Raw genomic sequence first — 15,613 nt, forward strand, 5'->3', positions numbered from 1 at the left:
ACGGTTACTCCTAGTTGGCCGGTTCGACTGGAAAGCCTTCCGCACGCATTTTTTTCAACACATCCTGCCAGCGCGACAAGCGCTTGGTATCACCGACTTTCTTGTTGCCCTTGGCGCCTGGCAGGTACAAACCCTCGGCGTTGAAGGAATAGACCGGCAGCAAGTCGGTGCGTTGACTGGCGGGGCGGATGTCATCGATCAGGCTGTCGAGCACCAGCGGCATGGCATCGGGCGTCGAGTAATAGGTCAGGACCATGTGGGCACGATTCTGACGCAACGCCTTGACGTAAGTAATGCGCAATTTTTCGCTGGGAACGCCCAGGCGGCGAAGGCTGAAGTATTTGGCAATCGCATAGTCTTCACAATCGCCGGCCCCCTTCCAAAGCGCTTCGATGGGAGTTTCCCAATAATCCACCCGCCCCCACAGATCAATGTCTTCCACATAGCGCACTTGTTTGTTGAAGAACAGGTTGACCACCTTGAGCTGCTCCAACTCGCCGACTTGTTTTTGCGTCGATAATAGGCGCTGCCAGTCATCAATCCGCTGCTGGCCTGCACCCAACGGCCCATAAAGGGCGGTCGCCCGGCGACTGATCTGCGAGAAATCCCAATCGGCATGCAACCCGCCAGGCAATAAGCCAGCCAGCAGCAGCGCTGAAAACAGCCAGCACAGAATCCGGGAGGGAATTAAACGTACCGCCAATGCGTTCAGTCCGTAAAAGAGAGACGGATAATCAATGGATGGTGACGGTTCGCCCGACAAAAGACAATGGCACCATGCAATCACGCAAAGTCTGTCAGGTAAATGCAATCAAGGGCTGTAAGTCATCGTCAAACTCTGTTGTAAGACGAAAAACGGCCTTATTGCACAACTTACAAACGGAAACCTTGCCCGTTTGACAAGCTCGCAAGCACTCTCTAGTGTTCTTTGGATCCAATTAGCCGAACCCATACTAATTATTAAAGGAGGATAGCGTAGTCGTGACGCAGAAGCCGAACCCTTTGAGCAGCATCGAAATCCGCGAACCCATTCCCGCTCACCTCGCCCGAGCCGTCATTGAAGAAACATTACGCAACGCCATTCTGGATGGCCGCCTCCCCTGCGGCACAGCCATGCGCCAGCAAGAACTGGCCAGCCTCTTCGGGGTAAGCCGGATGCCCGTGCGCGAGGCGTTGCGCCAACTGGAGGCTCAGTCGCTGTTGCATGTGGTGACCCACAAGGGAGCAGTCGTTGCACCGCTGATCGAAGACAACTCGGGCGAAACCTACGCATTGCGCATTCTGCTGGAGTCCGAGGCATTGCGCTTGTCGATTCCTCGGCTCAACGAAGAAGATATCGCCCAAGCGGCTGCCATTATTGATGCATTGGAACGTGAGACCGACTACACCGAAATCGGCCGGCTGAATCGTCTGTTTCATATGGCGCTGTATGGCCAAGCTCCCAACCAGCGGTTGTTGAAGCTGGTTGAGCACGGCCTGAATGAAGAGGAGCGATTTCTGCGCTTCAACCTTGAAGCCATGGGGCTGGGCGAGACGTCTCAAGCGGATCATCGCGAACTGCTGAACCTGGTAGCGCAGAAAAAAGTCGACGAAAGCGTACTGACGCTGCACAACCATCTCATGCGCGGCATGGAGGTGATTACTCTTTACCTGAATAGTCTCAAGCAGGACTGCGATAAAGACGCCGTATAGTTTTTCCGGAACCGGACGCCCTCCGTCGGCCACAAAGCGGCGTCCCGCAGTCTTGAATGCACATTGTTCATATAGCCCGGCAAACACAAAGGAAACTTCTTACTTTTAACTAACAATTACCAGACCCATGCATCTTTCCTCGAAAAATAATTTATAACATTCAAACAGCATCTTTACGCTTAAGCGCTTTAATATTTTCTCACTGACTCCCGACATTCCTATCGAGAGCGTGAATACCTGCTTGAACCTTGCCATGCGCAATGCTCCGCTAAATAAAACTGGAGCGTTTTGTAATTACTTGATACTCACCAGTCACCACACCCCACGTGGGTCATTGAGCACGGGCTATTGCTGTATTCGCCCGAAAAAACAACGCTCATGCGTTGTCACAATGAATCTTCTTTTACTTGAGCCGACATAACGACTTATAGGCATCAATCATGCTCCAACACCGAGAACTACTTGAATCTAAAAAACAGCAACTTCGCAGCCATCCTATCTTCCGGGAGGTCAACTCTCTGACCAAACTCAGAAGTTTTATGCAAAACCATGTATTTGCCGTGTGGGACTTCATGACATTGGTAAAACGCCTGCAACGGGATTTGACCTGTATTCGTTTGCCCTGGCTACCACCGGCTGACCCGCAGGCGGCACGCCTGATAAACGAGATCGTACTGAGCGAGGAGTCAGACACCTGCACGAGTGATGGTCATTACAGTCACTTCGAACTGTACCTGGACGCCATGCGCCAAATCGGTGCCAGCACGGCTCCCATCGAAGCCTTCATCGCCCTGCAACGAGAGGGCGTAACCGTCGACACCGCGTTATCGCGCATTGATATTCATCCGGCAGTGGAACGCTTCGTCAGGCGCACACTGGATATCGCATTGCACGCGCCAACCCACTGCGTCGCGGCGGCCTTTGTGCATGGTCGTGAAAGTGTCATACCGGCGATGTTCCAACGGTTTCTGGACGGCTGTGAAGTCATGCATCACCAGGCACCGACCTTGTGCTACTACCTCAAGCGACATATTGAACTGGATACTCAAGAGCACGGACCCGCTGCCGAGCAATTGCTCAGTCGACTGACCCACGCCAACCTGCACCACAAACAACAAGCCTGTAGCGCTGCTCTTGGCGCCGTGGAGAGCCGTATCGCTTTATGGGACGGACTCCTTCAGCCTTCGCCCGCCGAACGAAGGGAGGTAACGCTGTGATGGCCAGCGACTATCGCTCATTTGCCGAAGACTGGGAGCTGCACGCGACCATTCGCACGCGCCCGCGTCGCGTGCTGGAGAACGACGACAAGCTGATCTACCCGCAATGTCGCCAGCCTTTAGTGCTCAGCGCCGCGTTTCTTGAGCATTGTCCCCAGTGGCGCGATTTTGTCCTGGTGCAAACGTTTTATAAATTCATCAATGATGTGGTGATTTTCGAAACGGAAATCGTCGACAACACCGCCCGAAGCATCGCCAAAAACCGCTTTTCAGTGCCCTTCCCGCCTGCTTGTCGCTACGGCGCCATGACCATCGTCGTCGATGAGGATTATCACGCCCTCGTCGCCATGGACTTCATGCAGCAAACGGTGGCGATGACCGGCATCGCTCCCCTTCAACTGCCAGCGGCAATCGAGTTGAGTCGCGCCATACCCATTGCACAGGCGAAAGCCCCGAGCCATCTGCGAGACGCTATCGAGCTGATTTGCGTGGCGATTGCCGAGAACACCGTCACCCATGAAGTGGCGGCATTCGCCAGGGATGACAGCGTCAAACTGTCAGTCAGGGGCTTGATGGCTGACCACTTACTGGACGAGGGCCGCCACGCCAAATTCTGGACCCATCTGGTACGAATCTACTGGCAAACGGCAAGCGCCAAGGATCGCGACTGTATCGCCCAAATCCTGCCCGTCTTCCTTCAGCATTATTTGACTAATGCACTGCAAAAAGACTTCGACCTACAGTTGATCGAGCACTTGGACGTCAACGCCAGCACCCGCGAGGCACTCCGAGCGGAGATTCATGCACTGGCCTTTCCGATTACCTGCCAGCACCCGTTGATCGAAAACATCATGGGATTTCTGCGCCGTAGCGGGTTACTGCAAACACCTTGTATTGCCCAGTCGCTGGAGGCCTACCTGCCTGGATCGGGGAGAAGCTCATGAGACGCCTGGAAATTATGCTGGTCGGTAGCAGCCCGGCCTTGAATGAAGTGAAGCTGGCGCTGGGAGCTTTCGGGCATGGGCTCAGCGGCTCAACGCCGGATATCGACCTGTTGATTGAAGACGGCAGCCAGCCCGTTTCGCAAGCGCTAAACCAGGCGACATGGATGAGTCTGCGCATAGCCGTCGGCCCGTTGGTTGAATGCGGCCTGCCGTCACTGCAGTTTCGCTGCTATGACCGCGCGCACCAGTTAATTGCTGTTCTGGATGTGACGCCGGAGCCCTGCGGCAATGGTCAACGACTACGTCGGCAAGCAGTGGCGCGATTGGTCGAATGGGTCGCAAGGCATGTCAGTGGCTTCTCGCGCCAGGCCGAATACCTCTCACAAACCGCGACTGCTTCTGTATTTCCAGAACAAGGTTTACAGGGCCTGGAAGGACTGGCGTACCTGCATCGTTTTAACCGGACCGCCGACCCGGTACTTCTGGAAAACGCCAGGACGCCATTGATCACACGCCTGGAGCATAGTTTGCGGACCTTTGCCGAGCGACCGGCGCTGAACATTGCAGGCAGTACCTTCAGTTACTCTCACTTGCACCGACAAAGCCTGGCCATTCAAGACGTTCTGCGGCCGTTGATCGAGGGCGTACAAACACCAGTGGTCGGGATCTGCCTGGGCAAGTCTGTCGAGTTGTATGCCAGTATTCTGGCAATCATGGGGTGCGGCGCGATCTACCTGCCGCTGGAGCCGGGCCACCCGCCGGTACGCCAGAAAAGCATGCTGGACACCGCAGGAGCCGTAGTATTGCTGGATGACGGTCAGCATCCCTTGCGAGAGCATTTCACGGCCTTGAATGTCAGCCTTATCGATAGCCAAGATACAGATAACCGCCAACCGCTGGTAAGAACTCTACCCTCCATCGATAGCGCCAGCATGGTGCTCTATACCTCGGGGACCACGGGACAACCCAAAGGGGTTTGGCTCAGCCAGCACAATCTGGCGCATTTCTGTGCATGGTATGCCCGACATGTACGGCTCAACGAATCCAGTCGTGTCCTGCAGTTTTCGTCTTTGAGTTTTGACTCTTCGCTGATTGACCTCTTCCCCTCTTTAAGCGCGGGAGCCACGCTGATAGTGCCCACCGAGGAGCAGCGCCACGACCCTCGGCAGTTAGTTAAACTCATCCGCCAACAGCGCATCAGCCACGCATTCGTACCGCCGGCACTCCTGAGCATCCTGCCGCTGGAAGGGCCGTGGAACCTTGAGCACCTGCTGACCGGCGGCGACATCTGCGAGCCCCATGTGATCGAGCATCTGGCTGGGCAATGTGCTTTACACAATCTGTATGGACCGACGGAGGCCACGGTTCTGGCCACCACTTGCCGACTAAAGGTCGACGACAGCAATCGTCATCTCGGTGTGCCTATTGCCAACAGCCAGGTGCTGATTCTCGACGAACACCAGCAGCCCGTCGATGAGCACGTTGTGGGCGAGCTGTACATCGCCGGACCCGGAGTGAGCCTGGGTTATGTGAACCAGCCACGGCACACCGCCGAGCATTTTGTGCAGCTGTCGCTGCCTGATGGGCAAGTCCTGCGCACCTATCGTACCGGCGACAGGGCAAAGTGGACGGCACATGGGATCGAGTTTGTCGGACGTGTGGACCATCAGGTGAAGATACGCGGCTTTCGGGTCGAGCCTCAGGAGATTGAACAGCGCCTGCGCGACAGCCATCTTTTCCGCCAGGTGGCCGTGGTAATTGATCGAGACCTGAGAATCCTGGCCTTTGTGGCGCAGCCCGACGCCCGCGACTCGGACTCGCCCCTTAGCGCGCTCAGGCACTATGCCCGGCAGACACTGCCGGACTATATGCAACCGACCGTCTGCACCGAGCTGGCGGAAATGCCGTATTCCAGCAACGGCAAAGTCGATCGACAGGCACTGCTGAAGCGGGTGGCTCAGCCCGCCCCGGATGCCATCCTGCGCGCGCCGCAAACGCTCATGGAAACTCAGTTGCTCCACCTGTGGAGTGAACTGCTGGCGTTACCGGTCAGCGAGATATCGACGGACGATAGTTTTTTCCACCTTGGCGGTCACTCCATTCTGCTTTCAACCCTGCTGCTGCGTATCCGCGAGTTGTATGGTCGCAGCCTACCGCTCAGCCGGTTTATTGAAGCGCCAACGGTGCGCAACCTCTCGGCGCTGATGGGGAATGACGCAGCGGTCCACACACCCACTCATCATGCGGCACGGGACACGCGGCGGGCGCTGGGTATACGCATGCTACCGACGGCGCGGGCGGGTGATCGGCAAAAAGTCATCGTGACCGGCGCCAACAGTTTCGTCGGCGTGCATATTGTCGAAGCGCTCCTGGCGGCCGGTGCGACGGAGGTTGCCTGCCTGGTCCGTGAAAGTGCTGGACTGTCGGCCGCGACCCGATTTGCACAGGCTTTGCGTGAGTACCGCATGGAGCATCTGGATTGGCGCCGGCTGCAGGTCTACGCCGCCGATATCTGTCAGCCGCACCTCGGGCTGGCCACCCAGGACTATCAATACCTGGCCCGGCAATACGGGGTGCTGGTACATAACGCGGCCCACGTCAATCACGTCATGGATTACGCCGCCCTCGCCAGGGACAACGTGGAACCCGTGCTGGAATGTCTTCGCTTGTGTGAAACCCATCGCAAGAAGGTATTCAATTTCGTTTCGACATTGTCGGCCTCCAGCAGCATAGACGCCCAAGGCAATGTGCTTGAAACGCCCGCGGCTCCTACACCACCGCTCTACCTCAAGAACGGTTACAACCTGTCCAAATGGGTGGCTGAGCGCTTATTGGACCGCGCCGCCAGACAAGGTGCCTGGGTCAATATCTATCGCCCCGGGAACATCAGTTTCAATAGTCAAAACGGGGTCTGCCAACCGCATAAGAATCGCTTGATGCTAATGCTCAAAGGCTCGCTGCAATTGGGTCGGGTGCCACGCTGGAATCTGAACTTCGATTTGATGCCAGTGGACTTTCTGGGGCGTTTCATTGCTTTCCACAGCGGCCGCCACGACTCAGCAAGGAGCGTGTTCAATTTGCACAACCCGCAACCGCTGAGTTGGGAGACCTACGTCGATTCCTTTCGGCAGGCAGGTCATGTGTTCGAACTGGTGAGCGTGGCCGATTGGCAACACCATCTGCGGGAAGTCGGTCGCGAAAACGCTTTGTTCGGTGTTCTCGGCTTCTACCTTAATGAGCCGCAAGAGGACATCGGCGACACGTCGCTGATTTGCCACGACAACGCGCGGTATGGCGTCGAAAGGATGGGGATGCAGTACCCGGAGAAAAGTCCCGAGTTGTTGCATAAGGGCTGCCAATACCTCAAGACCATCGGCTTTCTGTGAGCCCGCCCCCAGGAAAACCTTATGAAACCACTGCAACCCGATACGTTGATCAAGAACCCCAACAGCAGACCCGTGGTGTGCTCAATCACGATTGCCTGCAGCGCCATCGAGCTGTGGAATGTCGTGGGCCGTTTCAACCGATTTGACGCGTTCATTCCTGCCCTGTCCCGCATTGAAATGACGGGAGACGGAGTGGGATCGCTGCGCAAGAAATTTTTCCACGATGGCAACATCGTGGTAGAGCAGCTCAACAGCCACGATTGCGACGCGATGCACATGACCTGGACGACGATCTACAACACGTTGAACGTGGCTCGACTGTGGGCGGCAATGAGTGTCGAGTCGCTGGGGCAGACCCATTCCAGGGCGACCTGGACCCTCATGGCAGAGCCTGTCGACAGGAGCGACGCAGCCGGGTTTGAACAGTTCATCCAGGCTTTCGCGCAAAGCGCATTGAACAACGTGCGCCAGCTGCTTACCTGAACAAACATGACGGGGTGAAGGCGTCGACGCCCGCACCCCGTTGACGATCAGATTTTGAAACTGTCGACCAATTGCTTCAAGCGACTGGCTTGCTGCGACAGAGCATCGCAGTCTTTCAAGGTTTCGTTGAGATTGCTCACGCCCTGCTGGTTAAGCAGGTTGATCTGGTTGATGTCGACGTTAAGCGTCTCCACCACCGCCGTTTGCTCTTCGGTGGCCGCCGCTACGGACTGGTTCATCCCATCGATCTCGACGATACGCTGGGTCACACTCACCAGTCGTGCACCTGCCTGGTTGGCAACTTCGACACTCTCTTCGCTGGACACTTGGCTGGCGTTCATCGTGGTCACCGCCTCACGTGAACCAACCTGCAACGAGGTAATCATCTTATGGATTTCCTCTGCTGACTCCTGCGTACGGTGAGCCAAGTTGCGCACCTCATCAGCAACCACGGCGAAGCCACGACCGGCTTCTCCCGCACGGGCAGCTTCAATGGCGGCATTCAAGGCCAACAGGTTGGTTTGTTGGGAAATGCCTTTGATCACGTCGAGAATGTGGCCAATGTTGTCAGTGCTGGCATTCAGGGTTTCGATCTGAGTGCAGGACAGGCTGATTTTCTGTGACAGCTCCGACATCGCCCGGATGGTTTGCTCGACGACTTGGCGGCCGTCATCCGCTTGCTCACTGGCACCACTCGCGTGCTGCGAGGCATCCGCGGCGTTGCGGGCGATTTCCTGGGTGGCGGCCCCCAGTTCGTTAATAGCGGCAGCCACACTGTTGGTACGCGCGCTTTGCTCGTCGGAGCCGATAATCGAAGCGTTGGACGATGCCATCACGCGCTGGGAAAGATCATGTACATGCCGGGTTGCGGAAGACACTTCACTGATCGATGCGTGAATGCGTTCTACAAACTGGTTGAAAGCACCGCCCAGCTCGCCAAACTCGTCTTTGCTTTCCACAACCAAACGACGGGTCAAGTCACCTTCACCCTGGGCAATGTCTTGCATCGCACGGCCCATGGTGGTCAGGGGGCGCATCAATACTTGAATCAACAAACTCAGCAATAGCGCAATCGCCGCGACCGCGATGAACATCGCGATCAAGGCCGAGGTACGAAATTTACCCAAAGGCGCATAGGCTTTGTCTCTATCAATCGACAAGCCGATGTACCAGTCTGCGCTCGGTAAACCGCTGATCGGGGTAAAGGACAGGATGCGATCCTGACCATTGAGCACTACGTCCTGGTTGACCTTCTCGATACGCACAGGAGTGCCTGGGTAGATGTCCTTGAGGTTTTTCATCACTTGATCCTGGTCCGGACTAACGATCACCTGACCGTCACCGCTGACCAGGAACGCATGCCCGATGCCGCCGAAGTCCACCGAGTTAATGATCTTCACCAGGGTTTGCAGACTCAGGTCACCACCGACTACACCGAGCAACTCGCCATTTTTCTTGACCGGCATAGCGATGGTCACGATCAGGCCACCGACAGCGGCCATATAAGGCGGTGTGAGCATTGGCTTGTCAACGGCAACTGCCTGCTTGTACCAGGGACGCTGACGCGGATCGTAGTCAGCAGGCATTTGCGCATCAGGGCGCTGGGTGAAAACGCCGTTGGTTTGACCCACGTAGGTGAACTGGAAGTTTGAGGTGAATGCTGGCTGATCCACCAAACCAGGAAGATCAGCATTGCCGCCTTGATGCGCAACGTTTTGCGCCAGGCTTTCCAATGCCAATATCCGGCCACTGAGCCAGTTCTGCACGCTACTGGCCGTCAGGTCACCGGATTGCTCGATGGATGACTCCAGGTTTTGTTTGATCGTGCTGCGTTGCAGGTAATCGTTGTACAGCGTGAATAACGCAAAGGCTACAACTACAACGCCTGACGCAGCCAACAGAATTTTATGACTGAACTTGAGATTCATTTCATTGACTTCTTTTTGCCAAATGGGAATGAGCGTGCCGGGTGCAATATTCCATGTAATGTCATAGGCGGATTCTTCGACCGCTCTATTTCGGTGCGCGCATGGTTATTCAGGCTTTCGGCCAAATCGGAATAAATCTTAGGGTTTTATGAGCCTAATGCTCTTTTTATGTACGAAAGCGACCAGTGGTAGCAATTTCAGGGGCTAATCAATCGATGCCAATGCTGGAGCTTCTGCGAGGATGCACGCCGTTTCCATGCCGTGAGTCAGCGGTGTGGCAAGAATATGCACTGGCCCTGAACGACAAAACCCCCGCCTGCGTTAGCAGACGGGGGTTTCGGAATTCAATCTTGACGATGACCTACTCTCACATGGGGAAACCCCACACTACCATCGGCGATGCATCGTTTCACTACTGAGTTCGGGATGGGATCAGGTGGTTCCAATGCTCTATGGTCGTCAAGAAATTCTGTGACCAGAGCGTTGCATTTGCAACGTGCCGGTGAAAATCATGGACTTCTACATAAACAAAACCCCTGTCTGCGTGAGCAGACAGGGGTTCTGGAATTTAATCTTGACGATGACCTACTCTCACATGGGGAAACCCCACACTACCATCGGCGATGCATCGTTTCACTACTGAGTTCGGGATGGGATCAGGTGGTTCCAATGCTCTATGGTCGTCAAGAAATTCGGTAGCCGGCGCGTTTTCTCTAACGAGATCACGTTCCAGCGAATGGGTATGTAATAGATTTGTGTGTGCTGCAAACTTTCGGTTTGTATCGTCTTCACACACCGCAATCTGGTTGCTCTGGATTAGAGAGCCGACGCAAATTGCTTGGGTGTTATATGGTCAAGCCTCACGGGCAATTAGTATTGGTTAGCTCAACGCCTCACAGCGCTTACACACCCAACCTATCAACGTCGTAGTCTTCGACGGCCCTTCAGGGAACTCAAGGTTCCAGTGAGATCTCATCTTGAGGCTAGTTTCCCGCTTAGATGCTTTCAGCGGTTATCTATTCCGAACATAGCTACCCGGCAATGCCACTGGCGTGACAACCGGAACACCAGAGGTTCGTCCACTCCGGTCCTCTCGTACTAGGAGCAGCCCCTCTCAAATCTCAAACGTCCACGGCAGATAGGGACCGAACTGTCTCACGACGTTCTAAACCCAGCTCGCGTACCACTTTAAATGGCGAACAGCCATACCCTTGGGACCGGCTTCAGCCCCAGGATGTGATGAGCCGACATCGAGGTGCCAAACACCGCCGTCGATATGAACTCTTGGGCGGTATCAGCCTGTTATCCCCGGAGTACCTTTTATCCGTTGAGCGATGGCCCTTCCATACAGAACCACCGGATCACTAAGACCTACTTTCGTACCTGCTCGACGTGTCTGTCTCGCAGTCAAGCGCGCTTTTGCCTTTATACTCTACGACCGATTTCCGACCGGTCTGAGCGCACCTTCGTACTCCTCCGTTACTCTTTAGGAGGAGACCGCCCCAGTCAAACTACCCACCATACACTGTCCTCGATCCGGATAACGGACCTGAGTTAGAACCTCAAAGTTGCCAGGGTGGTATTTCAAGGTTGGCTCCACGCAGACTGGCGTCCACGCTTCAAAGCCTCCCACCTATCCTACACAAGCAAATTCAAAGTCCAGTGCAAAGCTATAGTAAAGGTTCACGGGGTCTTTCCGTCTAGCCGCGGATACACTGCATCTTCACAGCGATTTCAATTTCACTGAGTCTCGGGTGGAGACAGCGCCGCCATCGTTACGCCATTCGTGCAGGTCGGAACTTACCCGACAAGGAATTTCGCTACCTTAGGACCGTTATAGTTACGGCCGCCGTTTACCGGGGCTTCGATCAAGAGCTTCGCGTTAGCTAACCCCATCAATTAACCTTCCGGCACCGGGCAGGCGTCACACCCTATACGTCCACTTTCGTGTTTGCAGAGTGCTGTGTTTTTAATAAACAGTCGCAGCGGCCTGGTATCTTCGACCGGCATGAGCTTACGGAGCAAGTCCTTCACCCTCACCGGCGCACCTTCTCCCGAAGTTACGGTGCCATTTTGCCTAGTTCCTTCACCCGAGTTCTCTCAAGCGCCTTGGTATTCTCTACCCAACCACCTGTGTCGGTTTGGGGTACGGTTCCTGGTTACCTGAAGCTTAGAAGCTTTTCTTGGAAGCATGGCATCAACCACTTCGTCACCCAAAGGGTAACTCGTCATCAGCTCTCGGCCTTAGAATCCCGGATTTACCTAAGATTCCAGCCTACCACCTTAAACTTGGACAACCAACGCCAAGCTGGCCTAGCCTTCTCCGTCCCTCCATCGCAATAACCAGAAGTACAGGAATATTAACCTGTTTTCCATCGACTACGCTTTTCAGCCTCGCCTTAGGGACCGACTAACCCTGCGTCGATTAACGTTGCGCAGGAAACCTTGGTCTTTCGGCGTGGGTGTTTTTCACACCCATTGTCGTTACTCATGTCAGCATTCGCACTTCTGATACCTCCAGCAAGCTTCTCAACTCACCTTCACAGGCTTACAGAACGCTCCTCTACCGCATCATCCGAAGATGATACCCGTAGCTTCGGTGTATGGTTTGAGCCCCGTTACATCTTCCGCGCAGGCCGACTCGACTAGTGAGCTATTACGCTTTCTTTAAAGGGTGGCTGCTTCTAAGCCAACCTCCTAGCTGTCTAAGCCTTCCCACATCGTTTCCCACTTAACCATAACTTTGGGACCTTAGCTGACGGTCTGGGTTGTTTCCCTTTTCACGACGGACGTTAGCACCCGCCGTGTGTCTCCCATGCTCGGCACTTGTAGGTATTCGGAGTTTGCATCGGTTTGGTAAGTCGGGATGACCCCCTAGCCGAAACAGTGCTCTACCCCCTACAGTGATACATGAGGCGCTACCTAAATAGCTTTCGAGGAGAACCAGCTATCTCCGAGCTTGATTAGCCTTTCACTCCGATCCACAGGTCATCCGCTAACTTTTCAACGGTAGTCGGTTCGGTCCTCCAGTTAGTGTTACCCAACCTTCAACCTGCCCATGGATAGATCGCCCGGTTTCGGGTCTATTCCCAGCGACTAGACGCCCTATTAAGACTCGCTTTCGCTACGCCTCCCCTATTCGGTTAAGCTCGCCACTGAAAATAAGTCGCTGACCCATTATACAAAAGGTACGCAGTCACCCAACAAAGTGGGCTCCCACTGCTTGTACGCATACGGTTTCAGGATCTATTTCACTCCCCTCTCCGGGGTTCTTTTCGCCTTTCCCTCACGGTACTAGTTCACTATCGGTCAGTCAGTAGTATTTAGCCTTGGAGGATGGTCCCCCCATATTCAGACAAAGTTTCTCGTGCTCCGTCCTACTCGATTTCATGACTAAGAGATTTTCGCGTACAGGGCTATCACCCACTATGGCCGCACTTTCCAGAGCGTTCCGCTAATCTCAAAGCCACTTAAGGGCTAGTCCCCGTTCGCTCGCCACTACTAAGGGAATCTCGGTTGATTTCTTTTCCTCAGGGTACTTAGATGTTTCAGTTCCCCTGGTTCGCCTCTTGCACCTATGTATTCAGTACAAGATAACCATCTTATGATGGCTGGGTTCCCCCATTCAGACATCTCCGGATCAAAGTCTGTTTGCCGACTCCCCGAAGCTTTTCGCAGGCTACCACGTCTTTCATCGCCTCTGACTGCCAAGGCATCCACCGTATGCGCTTCTTCACTTGACCATATAACCCCAAGCAATCTGGTTATACTGTGAAGACAACATTCGCCGAAAATTCGCAATCACTCACAAATTTTACCTTAGCCTGATCCGTTACCAGTGAAAGTAACGTTCAGTCTATCTTTCTATCACATACCCAAATTTTTAAAGAACGATCTAATCAAAGACTAGAAATCAACATTCACCATCATCACAATGGAATGCTCATTTCTAAGCTTTAAACAGTAGAAGCAGTAGTGGTGGAGCCAAGCGGGATCGAACCGCTGACCTCCTGCGTGCAAGGCAGGCGCTCTCCCAGCTGAGCTATGGCCCCGTATTTCTACAGGCGTTTCCCACACAAAATTGGTGGGTCTGGGCAGATTCGAACTGCCGACCTCACCCTTATCAGGGGTGCGCTCTAACCAACTGAGCTACAGACCCAATTTCGGGCTGCTTCTTTCGTCTTCTTCAATGAATCAAGCAATTCGTGTGGGAACTTATGGAGCAGCTGATGTCGTCGATTAAGGAGGTGATCCAGCCGCAGGTTCCCCTACGGCTACCTTGTTACGACTTCACCCCAGTCATGAATCACACCGTGGTAACCGTCCTCCCGAAGGTTAGACTAGCTACTTCTGGTGCAACCCACTCCCATGGTGTGACGGGCGGTGTGTACAAGGCCCGGGAACGTATTCACCGCGACATTCTGATTCGCGATTACTAGCGATTCCGACTTCACGCAGTCGAGTTGCAGACTGCGATCCGGACTACGATCGGTTTTATGGGATTAGCTCCACCTCGCGGCTTGGCAACCCTTTGTACCGACCATTGTAGCACGTGTGTAGCCCAGGCCGTAAGGGCCATGATGACTTGACGTCATCCCCACCTTCCTCCGGTTTGTCACCGGCAGTCTCCTTAGAGTGCCCACCATTACGTGCTGGTAACTAAGGACAAGGGTTGCGCTCGTTACGGGACTTAACCCAACATCTCACGACACGAGCTGACGACAGCCATGCAGCACCTGTCTCAATGTTCCCGAAGGCACCAATCTATCTCTAGAAAGTTCATTGGATGTCAAGGCCTGGTAAGGTTCTTCGCGTTGCTTCGAATTAAACCACATGCTCCACCGCTTGTGCGGGCCCCCGTCAATTCATTTGAGTTTTAACCTTGCGGCCGTACTCCCCAGGCGGTCAACTTAATGCGTTAGCTGCGCCACTAAGAGCTCAAGGCTCCCAACGGCTAGTTGACATCGTTTGCGGCGTGGACTACCAGGGTATCTAATCCTGTTTGCTCCCCACGCTTTCGCACCTCAGTGTCAGTATCAGTCCAGGTGGTCGCCTTCGCCACTGGTGTTCCTTCCTATATCTACGCATTTCACCGCTACACAGGAAATTCCACCACCCTCTACCATACTCTAGTCAGTCAGTTTTGAATGCAGTTCCCAGGTTGAGCCCGGGGATTTCACATCCAACTTAACAAACCACCTACGCGCGCTTTACGCCCAGTAATTCCGATTAACGCTTGCACCCTCTGTATTACCGCGGCTGCTGGCACAGAGTTAGCCGGTGCTTATTCTGTCGGTAACGTCAAAATTGCAGAGTATTAATCTACAACCCTTCCTCCCAACTTAAAGTGCTTTACAATCCGAAGACCTTCTTCACACACGCGGCATGGCTGGATCAGGCTTTCGCCCATTGTCCAATATTCCCCACTGCTGCCTCCCGTAGGAGTCTGGACCGTGTCTCAGTTCCAGTGTGACTGATCATCCTCTCAGACCAGTTACGGATCGTCGCCTTGGTGAGCCATTACCCCACCAACTAGCTAATCCGACCTAGGCTCATCTGATAGCGCAAGGCCCGAAGGTCCCCTGCTTTCTCCCGTAGGACGTATGCGGTATTAGCGTCCGTTTCCGAACGTTATCCCCCACTACCAGGCAGATTCCTAGGCATTACTCACCCGTCCGCCGCTCTCAAGAGAAGCAAGCTTCTCTCTACCGCTCGACTTGCATGTGTTAGGCCTGCCGCCAGCGTTCAATCTGAGCCATGATCAAACTCTTCAGTTCAAACATCTTTGGGTTTTTAAGAAACCCTAAACTTGGCTCAGCAATCGTTGGTTACATCTTTGATTTCTCGCGGAGTAACTTGTGATGCTGATAATCTTGTTGACTATCAGTCTGACTCCACAAGCACCCACACGAATTGCTTGATTCAGTTGTTAAAGAGCGGTTGGTTAAGATCTTTCGTCTCAA

The 15,613-nt window shown here is 54.2% G+C and carries 7 protein-coding genes, 2 tRNA genes and 4 rRNA genes; 5 read left to right on the forward strand and 8 right to left on the reverse strand.

Annotation, left to right across the window (positions count from 1 at the left end; all coding sequences use genetic code 11):
* Positions 1–10 precede the first annotated feature (10 nt).
* Entirely contained in the window at positions 11–703 is a 693-nt protein-coding gene (lapG, locus tag BLU75_RS22105; protein WP_084381908.1) for a cysteine protease LapG, read from the reverse strand.
* A 278-nt stretch (positions 704–981) separates the two neighbouring features.
* On the opposite strand from lapG, the gene BLU75_RS22110 reads away from it, so the two are divergent.
* The 5 genes from BLU75_RS22110 to BLU75_RS22130 all read left to right on the forward strand — a co-directional run bounded on the left by BLU75_RS22110 (position 982) and on the right by BLU75_RS22130 (position 7,722).
* Positions 982–1,692, forward strand: a complete 711-nt coding sequence (locus BLU75_RS22110) for a GntR family transcriptional regulator (RefSeq protein ID WP_084381907.1) — start codon at positions 982–984, stop codon at positions 1,690–1,692.
* Positions 1,693–2,132: 440 nt separating this feature from the next.
* Entirely contained in the window at positions 2,133–2,909 is a 777-nt protein-coding gene (locus tag BLU75_RS22115) for a DUF3050 domain-containing protein (RefSeq protein WP_084381906.1), read from the forward strand.
* Complete coding sequence (locus tag BLU75_RS22120) at positions 2,909–3,853, forward strand: diiron oxygenase (protein ID WP_373863679.1); 945 nt, start codon at positions 2,909–2,911, stop codon at positions 3,851–3,853. Before BLU75_RS22115 ends, BLU75_RS22120 begins: the two co-directional genes overlap by 1 nt.
* Positions 3,850–7,239: an amino acid adenylation domain-containing protein gene (locus tag BLU75_RS22125; RefSeq protein WP_084381904.1), complete on the forward strand. Its 3,390-nt coding sequence runs from the start codon at positions 3,850–3,852 to the stop codon at positions 7,237–7,239. Before BLU75_RS22120 ends, BLU75_RS22125 begins: the two co-directional genes overlap by 4 nt.
* A 21-nt stretch (positions 7,240–7,260) precedes the next feature.
* Positions 7,261–7,722: an SRPBCC family protein gene (locus tag BLU75_RS22130; protein ID WP_084381903.1), complete on the forward strand. Its 462-nt coding sequence runs from the start codon at positions 7,261–7,263 to the stop codon at positions 7,720–7,722.
* Positions 7,723–7,769: 47 nt separating this feature from the next.
* Here BLU75_RS22130 and BLU75_RS22135 read toward each other — a convergent pair whose 3' ends face one another.
* The 7 genes from BLU75_RS22135 to BLU75_RS22165 form a co-directional block, all read right to left on the reverse strand.
* A complete protein-coding gene (locus BLU75_RS22135) occupies positions 7,770–9,650 on the reverse strand; it encodes a methyl-accepting chemotaxis protein (RefSeq protein WP_084381902.1) in 1,881 nt (626 codons plus the stop codon).
* Positions 9,651–9,998: 348 nt separating this feature from the next.
* A 5S ribosomal RNA gene (gene rrf, locus BLU75_RS22140) occupies positions 9,999–10,114 on the reverse strand.
* A 108-nt stretch (positions 10,115–10,222) separates the two neighbouring features.
* Positions 10,223–10,338: ribosomal RNA gene (rrf, locus tag BLU75_RS22145) — 5S ribosomal RNA — on the reverse strand.
* A gap of 161 nt (positions 10,339–10,499) precedes the next feature.
* Positions 10,500–13,393: ribosomal RNA gene (locus BLU75_RS22150) — 23S ribosomal RNA — on the reverse strand.
* A gap of 233 nt (positions 13,394–13,626) precedes the next feature.
* Positions 13,627–13,702: transfer RNA gene (locus BLU75_RS22155), tRNA-Ala, on the reverse strand.
* 30 nt (positions 13,703–13,732) lie between these two features.
* Positions 13,733–13,809 (reverse strand) — tRNA-Ile (locus BLU75_RS22160).
* 81 nt (positions 13,810–13,890) lie between these two features.
* Positions 13,891–15,427: ribosomal RNA gene (locus BLU75_RS22165) — 16S ribosomal RNA — on the reverse strand.
* The 16S, 23S and 5S rRNA genes sit together here with 2 tRNA genes alongside, the layout of an rRNA operon.
* Positions 15,428–15,613 lie beyond the last annotated feature (186 nt).

Source organism: Pseudomonas mucidolens (assembly GCF_900106045.1).
Lineage (GTDB): Bacteria > Pseudomonadota > Gammaproteobacteria > Pseudomonadales > Pseudomonadaceae > Aquipseudomonas > Aquipseudomonas mucidolens.